Below are 12,930 nucleotides of genomic sequence, written 5' to 3' on the forward strand. Positions count from 1 at the left end.
CATCAGTTTGTCGAAAATTATATGCGATCGCAATGGGTACGCAAAAACTGCGCTATTCTCGCCAAAGCAAGCTGAACGAGCATCGGAAATTGCTAACTATGTGACAAAGCTTCTGGCTAAAATAGGGCTATGTCTGAAACTTTGACTTCTGTAACCGCAACACGCCCCACGTTCATCCTCGTAGATGGACACTCCCTCGCTTATCGTTCATACTTTGCTTTCGCTAAAGGGCGAGATGGAGGACTGCGTACTAAAACGGGGATTCCTACCAGTATATGTTTTGGTTTTGTTAAGTGCCTGCTGGAGGTAATGGCAACACAACAGCCTCAAGCAATGGCGATCGCTTTTGATTTGGGTGAGGCCACTTTTCGCCACGAAGCTGACGATACTTATAAAGCCGATCGCAAAGAAACACCAGAAGACTTCATTCCCGACTTAGCAAACCTGCATGAGTTGCTCAATGGCTTCAATCTACCAATTTTCACTGCTCCTGGTTACGAGGCAGATGATGTTTTGGGAACCTTAGCACAGCGAGTAACTGCTGCTGGGTATAGGGTAAAGATTCTCACTGGCGATCGCGATTTATTTCAACTGATCGACTCTGACAAAGAAATCACTGTTCTGAATTTTAGCCCAGATGCCCTAAAGCGCTCTACAAATAGCATTACGGAATTTGAAGCCGAACAAGTCAAAGAAAAAATGGGGGTTTTCCCTTCACAAATTGTTGATTTCAAAGCTCTTTGTGGTGATAAATCAGATAATATTCCTGGGGTGAAGGGAATTGGGGAAAAGACAGCAGTGCAGCTGCTAAATACCTATGGTTCCCTTGAGCATGTTTATGCTGCGTTAGATGAAATTAAAGGCGCAACTCAGAAAAAACTGGCAACGGGTAAAGAAGATGCCGAGAAGTCTCGCTATTTGGCAACTATAGTTTTAGATGTTCCTATAGAATTTGATTTAGAAGATTGCAAATTAAAAGGTTTTGATACAAGCGTCTTATCACCAATTTTAGAAAAATTAGAATTCAAGTCTTTTTTAGGTAAAATCAACGACCTCCAGCAACGTTTTGGTGGCAAAGTTGAAGACAAACAAGAAGCCAAAATAGACGCAAGTAATTCCAACTCTATTAACTCAGAATTCAGCGCTGATGAAGATAATGATTTGTGGTTTTTCAGTGCTAGTGATACAGCCGCAGTTCCACAACAATCTACTTCCCCAATTACACCACGCATCATTAACACTGAAGCCAAATTAACTGAGTTAGTGAAACTTTTGCAAAAATTCACCAACCCAGAAACACCCGTTGCTTGGGACACTGAAACTACAGCTTTAGAACCAAGAGACGCTGAGTTAGTAGGAATTGGTTGCTGTTGGGGAACGGAACCAGATGAAGTAGCCTATATTCCTGTGGGACATAAAACTGGGGAAAATTTGCATAAAGATTTGGCGCTAGAAACATTACGCCCAATTCTCGAAAGTGCTGATTATCCCAAAGCTTTACAGAATGCTAAATTTGACCGCTTAGTTTTAAAGTGTCAAGGAATTAATCTGGCGGGAGTAGTGTTTGATCCCATGCTGGCAAGTTACATTCTAAATCCAGATTCAAGTCATAATTTGATGGATTTAGCGCAGCGATATTTGGGATTGATAGCAAAAAGTTACTTAGATTTAGTTCCTAAAGGCAAAACCATCGCTGATATAGATATTCCCGCCGTAGCAGATTACTGCGGTATGGATGCTTATTCTACTTTTGGCTTAGTCCCGAAATTGCGTGAGGAACTGGATCAAATTCCAACTTTATCTAAGCTATTAGTGGAAGTGGAACAGCCACTAGAAGCAGTTTTAGCCCAAATGGAATATACGGGTGTCCGCATTAATTCAGCTTATTTACAAGAACTTTCACAGCATTTAGAAACGGAGTTAGCTAGGTTAAAAGAGCAAGCAACTGAAATAGCTGGGGAAAATTTTAACTTAGGTTCTCCTAAACAATTGAGCCAAATTTTATTTGAAAAATTGGGGTTAAGCACCAAACATTCTCGTAAAATTCAAACGGGTTTCTCTACAGACGCAGCAACACTGGAAAAACTCCAAGAAGATGATAAATCTGGTTTTGTTGAAGCGATCATTGAGTATCGCACCTTATCTAAATTAAAGTCTACTTATGTTGATGCATTGCCTGCATTAGTGCGTCCAGATACCCAACGGGTGCATACTGATTTTAACCAAGCAGCAACATCAACTGGTAGGTTATCTTCTTCTAATCCAAATTTGCAAAATATCCCCATTCGTACAGCTTTTAGTCGCCAAATTCGTAAGGCATTTTTGCCAGAATCTGGCTGGTTAATGGTGGCTGCTGATTACTCACAAATTGAATTGCGGATTTTGGCTCATTTGAGTCAAGAGCCAATATTAGTGCAAGCATATCAGCAAAATGAAGATGTTCACACTGTTACGGCGCGGTTAGTGTTTGAAAAAGAAAATATAACCTCAGAAGAACGAGGGATGGCAAAAACTATCAATTTTGGCGTGATTTATGGAATGGGTTCTCTAAGGTTTTCGCGCTCAACTGGGATAGATAAGACCATTGCCAACGAGTTCATTAAGCGTTTTAATGAACGATATCCGAAAGTATTTGCATATTTGGAACGAGTGAAAAAAGAAGCGATCGCTCTTGGTTATGTAGAAACTATTTTCGGTCGTCGTCGTTACTTTGACTTTACTAATAACAGTTTACGTAAATTAAAAGGCAGTAACCCAGAAGATATTGATCTGAGTAAATTGAAAAATTTGGGTGCTTACGATGCAGGTTTACTACGCTCTGCTGCTAATGCACCAATTCAAGGTTCCAATGCTGATATTATCAAAATTGCAATGGTGAGATTGCATGAGGTTTTGAAGAACTATCAGGCGCGTTTGTTGTTGCAAGTTCACGATGAATTAGTTTTTGAAATTCCCCCTCATGAATGGGAAGAATTACAACCGCAAATTAAGTCGGTGATGGAAAACGCAGCTCAGTTGAGTGTGCCGTTATTGGTGGATGCGCGTGTCGGTGATAATTGGATGGAGACGAAGTAAGTTGAACTGTGACAAGACTTTTAGCTAGAAAAGTGTCAATCAGTTTAGTTGAAAATTTAATCCTCTGATATATATCAAGTTGGCAAAATCATCAAGAGTCAAAAGTATCGACTCTTGATGATGGAGTAAGCAATAGTTAAGAGTTAACCGCCACGCTTCAGTGCTGCTTCTACCTGCTGTAACTCCTTCTCTAAACGATTTTTGAGTTTTTCGGGTACGGCACGATTTGGGTAAGAACTGTAGTGTCCAGCTAGGGAGTTGAGGGCTGTTCGCATGGTTGTAAAGGAGCCAAGACCAGAAACAGAGTTAACTCGCTGATAGCGAGCTGAAAAGTCATTAATTTTTTGACGCGCTTCCGCTTGAACTGCTGCTTTTTCTGGTGAATCTTGTGATAAATCCAGAGCTTGTCTCATAACATTGACCACAGCTAAGGTGTCTTGGCGATAATCCCCAGTCAAACTATCTGGACTGCCAGAACAGCCCATTAAGCCGATAGATACAACCAAAACCAGCGCAAGCAAACGCGACCAATAGCGCTTCATATGCATTAAGTAAAAGAATACGTAAATCAACGTCCATCCTATCTTGGATTGGTGACTTGGGGATCAATTTATTGCTGAGTAAGATGTTAGAAAACTCCATTCATCCACCTCTGAACTCCGTTTATTTAACTTAGATACTCGTTCACGAGTCTTTGATTTGACTCCTGACTCCTAATTTTTTGGTAAAGAGTATTGCGTTGTTGGTAAGGTCTTCCTAAAGAAGCGATCGCAGCTTGCAAGGTTTCCACTTCCATACACGTACCACCCAAAGCACCAGCCATTGTGGTAATGTGCTCCTCCATTAATGTGCCGCCAATATCGTTGCAACCCCAAACCAAGGCTTCTGTCGCACCAGCAAGCCCCAGTTTTACCCAACTCTGCTGATGATTGGGAATCCAATTACCCAAGTAAATCCGTGCCACAGCGCCTAGCAACAGTGCATCACTCAAAACTGGTTGATCGCGTCCGACACGGCTACGTAAGGGTTTGGGCGCTTCTTGCCCAACGAAGGGTAATAAAATAAACTCTGTGATCCTTGCTGGATATCCCTGATTGATGGCGGTTTTTTGGAGCGATCGCAATTTTTCTAAATGCCCGATTTGCTGCTCGTGGGTTTCAATATGCCCAGATAACATGGTGCTAGTGGTATGTAAACCTAATTTGTGAGCAGTGCTGACAATTTTTAGCCAAGTGGCTGCGTCAATCTTCTCTGGACACAGTATCCGCCTTACTTTATCGTCTAACACTTCAGCGGCTGTTCCCGGCATTGAGCCAACACCAGCATCACGCAAAGCAGTAATCACATCAGCATACTCAAGTCCATCAAGTCTGGCGATAAATTCCACTTCCTGGGGTGAGAAAGCGTGGAGATGTATCTGGGGAAATTCCTGTTTAATGGTTTCTACTACTTTGAGATAATAGGGCAAAGATTTGCCGCTTATCTGCGCTTGTGGATTTAATCCCCCCTGCATACAGATTTCCGTCGCGCCCCGTTGCACTGCATCTGTTGCTTTTTCCAAAATTTGCGCCGAATCTAACCAGTATGCACCGGCATCACCATCATCTCGACGGAAGGCACAAAAACTACAGTGCTGCTCACAAATATTAGTAAAGTTGATATTACGATTAATTACGTATGTAACCGTATTGCCTGCTTGAGTGTGGCGGAGTGTGTCGGATGTAGTCCGTATTGCTGCGATCGCCTCTGGCTCAGTTTGTTGTAACAATATCACTCCCTCTTCGGGAGATAAGTCGTACCCCATCAAGGCACGTTCAAGAATTTTTTCAACAGCAATTTTTGTCAGCATTACTTTCTTTCTCAGTAAATTTTAATTTTATGATCTGGTAAATAATAAAATTTTACTTAATAAATACACCAAGCTCAGGAGAATTCCAGCTATAGAGAATTTAGCTGCTTTTCTGTTCTAGCTGCCACAGCCTACTATACTGGAAAACCTCGATTAATTTGTATTTCTTCTCAAGCTCAGATCGAAATTTTTTAGAAGGATTATACAGAAATAGTTCACTGAACTCATCAGGAATATTTGGCATACTTGGTTCAGTTAACAATTGCATCTGCACTTTATGATCTAGCAGATGAATGAGAGACATTAAATCACCAATATTTAGAGAATAATTACTACTAATTAATAGTGGATCATTAGCTTTATTGATGATCCGAGCTATTTGAGGGTTGGCATGGCTGCTTTTATTCCACCATGTCTCGGCTTGAGAACTGACGGAACAGGATACAACTCCAGCGGAAATTACTACTACTATTACTAATTGCCAAAGTTTGCGGGCTATTAACTTAGAAGAAATAATTTGAGCCGCTAGCAAGTAAGCAACAGCTAGCTGAATGCCTACATAACACGGAATGACATATCTAGGTCGCAGACTGACCTTACCTCCAATAATCAAATCAGGCAATATGAGAGCTAAAGCAGGTATTCCACTTAAGATAAAAACAAATAACCAAACTCGTGTTCCTGCTTGACGATAAAGAAATAAGAATGAATATATTACCAAGATTAGTAATAAGGGAATTAAAAATCGACCCCAGCGCAAAACTGGCAAATTCAAATCTGGAAAAAATGGTTCGTAGCGCCAAAAATCAGCAAACAAACAGCTAATATTGGCAATCCAACCAGAAGCCAAAGCTGACACAGATTGTTTGGTTTGAGCGCTGGCTGTTGTGCGCTCAATTTCAGACAAGCTATTAATAACAGTTAAAATCCAAGGAACGAAAGCTAAAAATCCGGCACTAGTTGCTATTAGATAAGCTTTAACGGTTTTGGTGAATCGAAAGCGTTCAATGGCAAATACATAAATACCGTGGGCGATCGCTAGCAACCCAGAAAATAAAAAGGTGTACAATCCTAGTGCCACTGTTACTGCATAAATCCCCCAAAGCTGCTTGCTACCCAGTCTTATTGCTCGCAGCAGTGCAGCACTCCCTAGCAAAGTAGTCACCATCCACAAACCGAACTCCCTTGCCTCTTGGGCGTATAGCACATGGAAGGGCGAGACTGTTAGAAAAGCTACGCTTATCCATGCCGTTATGGGTGAGTGAAATAATTCTAAGCACAGCCAATAAATGCTAGGAAAGGCTATTAAGCTAATTATGGCTGACAAGCTTCTTGTAGTCGCTACTGAATTGCCAAAAAATTGCATCCATAATCTAACCATCACATAATAAAGTGGAGGATGCTGGGCATCTTCCACCGCCAAAGAGTTGATTGTATTGATTAAACCTTTTTCAGAATTAGGCTGTTGATATTTTTGTATATCTCCAACAGCAAAAACGCGCCCATTAAACACTTGTTGAACAAACTCTGTCTTAGTGTAACCAGAAATTCGTAATGAGGTATAAGCTTCATCGTGCGAATAGACTTTTCGATCCAGATAGGCGAAGCGGAAAAATATCCCTAAAATTAACAAAGTAATGATTAAAAATCGTAGCCAAATAGGAGGAAAATATTTTGCAAGTATTGATTGTCTGTTTATCATAAATATTGAATTATATCGCTGATTATAGGTTTATGAAGTCCAATAGCAGCAGTTTTTAAATCAATTTTTTAGATGTTTAAGATTATCAGCCAAGAGCGATTGCAATCAGAATATCAGCTTTTATTAATGAACTACAAATAGCTATTAAGGGAATTTGTAGCAAGGGCTGGAGCCGCTTACTAAAAGTAACGGAACAAGTTAAATATCCTTTGCCGCAAACTTTCTAAAACTGGTTCTTCTTCGGGTGAAACCTCAGTAAATAGCATCTCATATATCAATGGCACTCCTAGCTGTAAATCTTCGAGAACTTCACGCTGGGTAAATACATCTTGTGGTTTTCCCTCCATCACAAGTTGTCCCCGATCCATCACAAATATCCAGTCAGCCCAACGATAAACTAAATCAAGATCATGGGTTGCCATTAGTATAGTTGTACCATCTGCATGAATCTTTTTTAGAGTTGTCATCAAGTTACGAGTATGCAACTTATCTAAATAGGCTGTTGGTTCATCTAGCAATAGGAGTTCTGGTTTTAGCACCATGACATCAGCTATAGAAACTCGCTTTTTTTGTCCTAAGCTGAGATGATGAACTGGTCTTTGAGCTAATTCAGTAAGTCCAAATTCTACTAAGGCTTGCTCGACTCGCTGTTTAATTTCTCCTGTTGGCAATCCCAAATTACACAAGCCGTAAGAAATATCTTCTTCAACAGTAGAAGCTACCAGTTGTTGCTCTGGATCTTGAAAAACTAGCCCTACTTGTTGACGTAACTTTATCAGTGATTGACGGTCGTATTGCAGGGGCTTTCCTTGCCAAGATACTTTACCTTTATGAGGTTTATATAGACCGTTAGCTAATAAAAATAATGTGGTTTTACCACAACCATTTTGCCCGATTAACGCACATCTTTTGTGAAAAGGAATCCTCAGATTCAAGCCATTCAAAGCTAATTGTTGTGCGCCTGGATAAGTGTAATGTAATTGCTCAAATTCGAGTAAAAATTGTTGCATGATCGTACCAATCCAAGGCGATTAATGACGCACATCCTAGAATTGCTTCGATGGCATATCGCTTAGATAAATGGTAGCGATGAGGATGCCAAACTCTAAATTCTCCATTGAAGCCTCGTGATGCCAAAGCCAATGATACTTGACGATAGTTTTCTAGGGTTCGTTTGAGTAATTGTCCAATTAAGAGAGCTAAACTTTTCATCCCAAGGCTAAAAGTGCAGTAGCCACCACGAGATTGTTGAGCAGTCCATAATTCAGATGCTGTGTTTAATAGGACAAAAATAAAGCGGTACATTAGTAATAATAGGTCGGTTAGCAACACAGGAAAACCCACGCGACGCAGGACTTGTAAAAGCTCGGTAAAAGGGATAGTTAACATGATGAAATATAAGCAGGAAAGAGAGGCGATCGCTCGTGTTAAAATCGTTAATCCCTGCTCAATACCGTGAATGCTGATGTACACATAATAAGAGCCAATATTCAACCCTGCTGCTGAGTCAGTTTGCACTAAATGTAACTGCGAAATATTTACGCCATTGATAACTAAAGCTGGTAAACTGGTTAACCAGAATAAAGTAGCAACATAAACTAGTTTGAAATAAATTTTGCTAGGAATCCCTGCATATATAATTGTCCAAGTACTCATCCAAACTGCAATCAAAACTTGAACTAGGGAATGGCTAAAGGCAGCGATGATCAACAGAGCGATCGCAAACAGTAATTTCTGCTCTGGTGCTAACCACCGTAACCGATTAGTGTATGCAAGAGTATCTATTTGCAGACTCATTCCTTATTCCTTTGATGTTGCGCTCGCCCTTTATACAACCCAATTACATAACCAATTACTCCAGCACCCGCCGCTGCTTGCACGGAAAATAATAAGCTTTCGACTTCTCCACTTGGTAACTGAATTAATGGATTAAACCAAGGTTTGTATTCGGGCTGAATTTCTTTGATTGCATCTTCAGCCTGACCATCTGCGCCGCGAAACTCTGCTCCTTTAATTACTACTAATGGCGCTACTGCCAATCCCACTACTCCTAATAGTAACAGCCAGTTACTCAATCCTTTTTTAGACTGTTTCATTGTGTTGAGGTTCCCTTTTGATTAATTTCAAAAATTCTAATTCTTGAGGCGTATAAGATTGTAGCCAATTCCACACCAATACAGTTAGCAAACCTTCACTAATTGCCAAAGGAACCTGAGTAATCGCAAAAATGCCTGCAAACTTGGTAAATGAGGCTATAAACCCACCGACAGGTGCGGGAAAAGCAAGAGCGAGTTGCACGGAAGTAATAAGGTAGGTGAGTAAATCTCCCAAGGCGGCTGCTAAAAATATGGCTATTTTTTGCTTACCAGTTAGCCGCATCGTCAAATGATATATCCAGTAAGCAGCAAATGGGCCTGCGATCGCCATCGAAAAAGCATTTGCCCCTAGTGTCGTCAAGCCGCCATGAGCCAACAGCAGCGCTTGAAATAACAGAACTAGACCCCCCAGCACCGACATAGCTAATGGGCCAAATAGCACCGCTCCTAACCCTGTGCCTGTGGGATGGGAAGAACTACCCGTGACTGAAGGAAGTTTCAACGCTGACAATACAAAAGTAAAAGCTCCCGCCAATGCTAAGAGTAGTTTGAGTTCTGGGTTGGCTTGGGTGATGCGAGTCAGCGATCGCAATCCTAAAATAAAAAATGGTAACGCCACTACCCACCAAAAAATTGCCCAATTCCCTGGTAAGTAGCCTTCCATAATGTGCATGGCATAGGCTGGTGTAGACGCTCCAACAACTAGATAAAAGCTCAAAATACCTATCAAAATTAGTGATACGCCTTTTGACTTGAGAAGAATTCTTGGCACGCTGTATACCTCGCAAATACATTTTAAAGATTCAGTTTAAATCGGCGGACGCTCTAATAAACGATTCAAAATTAAAAATTGCAAGTACTGACAATGTTATAGAAACGCTATTTATCTCATCTTTAAGCAAATAAAATGCACCACAGCATAGCAAGAGTCTCTTAGTTTCGTCTATATCCAGGTGCTATTATACGCATTGTTTGTATTCTAAGTACTGCTCAGGCAATAAGCATATCAATAAATAGATATGAAAAGTTAGCTTCACTTGAATATTCTTTATACATATCTAAGAGATAAGTACTGGTAAAAATCAAAAAATTTGGCTGGAATTTTCAGGGACTGATTATAGTTTGATCTAAATTTAATAACTTAAAGTAGCAATTCTGAAGCACTGAAAAATTATTGACAATAATTATTAATTCCTCTAATATTTAAAAGCAATTGAAAATCTTTTGCAATTCTTTTTTGGCGCTAACCGTAACTAAATGTCATGCCCAACAACTTCGCTCTGGGTAATGGAAAACCGTGGAGCCGCCGTGAATTACTGAAGCTGGGACTAGCAGGGGCTGGAGTAACTGGTGCAGCTGCACTTTGGCAGATGCTAAATCTACAAAGTCATTCAATAGTCAAAGTGCCACCATTTGATATGGAAGCATCTGACGGCGTTACTAACCCGATGAAGATGTTAAGGGATTTTGATTATGGGACGGTAAAGCAAGAAAATGGGCGGACTATCCGGGAATTTCAGTTAACTGCTGGTACTTCCATAATAAAACTCAATAGTGCTGTCTCTTACAATATCTGGGATTTAAACGGTCGCATACCAGGGCCAACGCTACGGGCAAAACAGGGCGATCGCATCCGGGTACTATTTCTCAACAATGCGGGACATTCTCACTCTTTGCATTTTCATGGCGTTCATCCAGCAGAAATGGATGGTGTTCGCCCAATCAGCAACGGCAAAGCCACAATTTATGAATTTGATGCTGAACCCTATGGCGTTCACTTATACCACTGCCATATTGAACCAGTCACCCGTCACATCGCTAAGGGGCTGTATGGAATGTTTATCATCGATCCACCGACTCCCCGTCCGCCGGCCGATGAAATCGTACTAGTTATGGGTGGGTATGACGTGAATGATGATAGCCATAATGATTATTACGCCTTTAATGGTCTGCCCCACTATTACATGCATCATCCGATTCGCATTTACAAAGATCAGTTGATTCGGCTGTATGTCCTCAACATCATTGAATACGATCCGGCAGTGACGTTTCATCTCCACGCCAACTTCTTTGATGTCTATCGCTATGGCATGAGTATGACTGCTAGCGAGAAAACTGATGTGATTACGATGGGTGTAGCAGAAAGGCACATTTTGGAATTTGCTTTTCGCTATCCAGGTAAGTATATGTTTCATCCGCATCAGGATGCGATCGCAGAAAACGGTTGCATGGGTCAATTTGAAGTACTTACTGAGAGTAACTCTCAAAACCCTGTTAAACAGTCTTAACTAGATAGTTTGTAATTAATTTATTAAAGTTCAGCTAATTAGTTGATAAAAAATCTCATTATATGCAACAGTAAAATCTATGACAATGTGTCAAACAAACTAGCTTCTAGTAATAGTTTGACATGTTCCAATTAATACATTTTTAATTGTGCGAGGAGCAAAGATGATAAAACTTCGTTATATCTGTTTAACAGCAGCAGCAGCCGTAATAGTTACCTTGAGTTCTTGTAGTAGTACTCCAACCGCAGAAAATCCATCAGCACCAGTTGCTAGCCCTCAAGCTACAGAGGCAGCAAGTAATAACAGTCATAGTGGTCACGGTGGCAAAGACAAAATTAACATTAACACTGCTATATTGTCAGAATTGGATAAGTTTGAAGCCAAACTAGGCGTTCCGGCTTTATCGAACAAAATCCAGGCAAGTCGTCCCTATGGCAGCCCAGAAGATTTAGTTACTAAAAAAGTAATTACTCAAGAACAGTTCGACCAAATTAAAGACCAGGTTGGTGTTCAAGAAGTAGTACTTACAGGTGAAGCAAAAGATATTGACTATATGTCTAAATTAGGCTTAATGAAAGGGCATCTTTTGGTAGCACAAGAACTGCTGGATCAGAATCAGCCGAAACAGGCAGAACCTCATATTGGACATCCAGTTGAGGAGATTTACGTTGACGTAGAAGAACAATTAAATGAGCGCAAAGTTAAAGAATTTAAGACAACATTGGTAAGTTTGCAAGATTTAGTGAAATCTAGTCCCAAGGATAGCAAAATTAAAACTAATTTTACTTCTTCAGTGCAAGCAGTTGATGGAGCGATCGCAGCTTTGCCAGCAGAGCAACGCTCCAAACCAGGATTTGTGCTACAGGTAATTAACGAACTACTAGATTCAGCTAACTCCGAATATGGCGCTGCGATCGCAGACGGTAAAATAACCGCGCCAATTGAGTATCAAGACTCTCGTGGTTTTGTCGTTTACGCCAATGATTTATACAAAGGGATTTCTAGTCAAGTAGCTCAAGCAGATCCTGAAGCACACAAAGCGATCGATGCTAGTTTTGCTGAACTAATAAAAGTTTGGCCCGCCGCCATCCCACCAGCAAAAGCAGTCAAAACTCCTAATGATGTTACCAAGCTGGTGAAAACCATTGAGGAAAACTCTCAAAAGGTGGTTAATAAATCCAATACCCAAGCACAGCGATAACATTTTGATTTAATGGGAAGTATATGATAATGAGTTTAAAATAGTTAGGAGTTAAGAGTTAAGAGTTAGGAGTTATGAATTATGAGTTATGAATTCCGAACTGTTAACTCCTAACTTCCAACTCCTCACTTCTAACTCCTAACTAATTACACTCCATTCATTACTTGAACTAACAACTGATGCAAGAACTTGACCATAAAAAGACCATTGACCTGCTGAACGCCATCATGGAATTTGAACTAGCAGGGGTAGTGCGCTATACACATTATTCTTTGATGGTCACTGGCCCTAACCGTATTCCAATCGTGGCTTTTTTCAAAGCACAGGCAAGTGAGTCTTTACTTCATGCCGAACAAGTGGGAGAAATTCTCACTGGTTTAGATGGGCATCCCTCTCTGAAAATTGCCCCAATGGAAGAAACCTACCAGCATAAAGTCAAGGATATCTTGGAAGAAAGCTTATCTCATGAAAAAAAGGCATTGGATTTGTATAAAAATCTGCTTGAAACTGTCACCAATGCCAGCATTTATCTTGAAGAATTCGCTCGCGGTATGATTGGGCAAGAAGAGATGCATAATCTCGAACTGAAAAAGATGCTACGCGATTTTAGCTAATAGTTATTAGTTATTAGTCATTAGTCATTAGTTATTATTGCCTAGGGACTAATGACAAAGATAGAAGTCTGAACGGAGCGAAAAACCGGAGCAGAGGTTTCCTCT

At 40.5% G+C, this 12,930-nt stretch carries 11 protein-coding genes; 4 read left to right on the plus strand and 7 right to left on the minus strand.

Annotation, left to right across the window (positions count from 1 at the left end):
• The first annotated feature begins 129 nt into the window (after nt 1–129).
• On the plus strand, nt 130–3,075 hold the full coding sequence (polA, locus tag F8R90_RS21775) for a DNA polymerase I (protein WP_196512417.1): 2,946 nt from the start codon (nt 130–132) through the stop codon (nt 3,073–3,075).
• 143 nt (nt 3,076–3,218) lie between these two features.
• Here polA and psb27 read toward each other — a convergent pair whose 3' ends face one another.
• From psb27 to F8R90_RS21810, 7 genes are all read right to left on the minus strand, one after another.
• Nucleotides 3,219–3,623 (minus strand): photosystem II protein Psb27, encoded by a 405-nt coding sequence (gene psb27 / locus F8R90_RS21780; protein WP_190899977.1) that lies wholly within the window; start codon nt 3,621–3,623, stop codon nt 3,219–3,221.
• A gap of 119 nt (nt 3,624–3,742) precedes the next feature.
• Nucleotides 3,743–4,924 (minus strand): 7,8-didemethyl-8-hydroxy-5-deazariboflavin synthase subunit CofH, encoded by a 1,182-nt coding sequence (cofH, locus tag F8R90_RS21785; RefSeq protein ID WP_196512418.1) that lies wholly within the window; start codon nt 4,922–4,924, stop codon nt 3,743–3,745.
• Between the two features lie 100 nt (nt 4,925–5,024).
• Entirely contained in the window at nt 5,025–6,626 is a 1,602-nt protein-coding gene (locus F8R90_RS21790; protein WP_196512419.1) for a glycosyltransferase family 39 protein, read from the minus strand.
• 179 nt (nt 6,627–6,805) lie between these two features.
• Nucleotides 6,806–7,636, minus strand: coding sequence for an energy-coupling factor ABC transporter ATP-binding protein (locus tag F8R90_RS21795; protein WP_196512420.1), 831 nt, complete (start codon nt 7,634–7,636; stop codon nt 6,806–6,808).
• Nucleotides 7,611–8,423, minus strand: coding sequence for a cobalt ECF transporter T component CbiQ (gene cbiQ, locus F8R90_RS21800; protein WP_196512421.1), 813 nt, complete (start codon nt 8,421–8,423; stop codon nt 7,611–7,613). Before cbiQ ends, F8R90_RS21795 begins: the two co-directional genes overlap by 26 nt.
• Entirely contained in the window at nt 8,420–8,722 is a 303-nt protein-coding gene (locus F8R90_RS21805) for an energy-coupling factor ABC transporter substrate-binding protein (protein WP_196512422.1), read from the minus strand. The genes cbiQ and F8R90_RS21805 overlap by 4 nt, the downstream gene beginning before the upstream one ends.
• Nucleotides 8,709–9,395, minus strand: coding sequence for an energy-coupling factor ABC transporter permease (locus F8R90_RS21810; protein ID WP_196512447.1), 687 nt, complete (start codon nt 9,393–9,395; stop codon nt 8,709–8,711). The genes F8R90_RS21805 and F8R90_RS21810 overlap by 14 nt, the downstream gene beginning before the upstream one ends.
• A gap of 589 nt (nt 9,396–9,984) precedes the next feature.
• Here F8R90_RS21810 and F8R90_RS21815 point away from each other — a divergent pair.
• The 3 genes from F8R90_RS21815 to F8R90_RS21825 all read left to right on the plus strand — a co-directional run bounded on the left by F8R90_RS21815 (nt 9,985) and on the right by F8R90_RS21825 (nt 12,825).
• Entirely contained in the window at nt 9,985–11,010 is a 1,026-nt protein-coding gene (locus tag F8R90_RS21815) for a multicopper oxidase domain-containing protein (RefSeq protein ID WP_196512423.1), read from the plus strand.
• 163 nt (nt 11,011–11,173) lie between these two features.
• The gene (locus F8R90_RS21820) at nt 11,174–12,211 is read left to right on the plus strand and encodes a helix-hairpin-helix domain-containing protein (RefSeq protein WP_196512424.1); all 1,038 of its coding nucleotides are present in this window, start codon (nt 11,174–11,176) and stop codon (nt 12,209–12,211) included.
• Between the two features lie 179 nt (nt 12,212–12,390).
• The gene (locus F8R90_RS21825; protein WP_190899961.1) at nt 12,391–12,825 is read left to right on the plus strand and encodes a ferritin-like domain-containing protein; all 435 of its coding nucleotides are present in this window, start codon (nt 12,391–12,393) and stop codon (nt 12,823–12,825) included.
• Nucleotides 12,826–12,930: the final 105 nt, after the last annotated feature.

The sequence above is a fragment of the Nostoc sp. NZL genome (assembly GCF_015714705.1).
Classification (GTDB): domain Bacteria; phylum Cyanobacteriota; class Cyanobacteriia; order Cyanobacteriales; family Nostocaceae; genus Nostoc; species Nostoc foliaceum_A.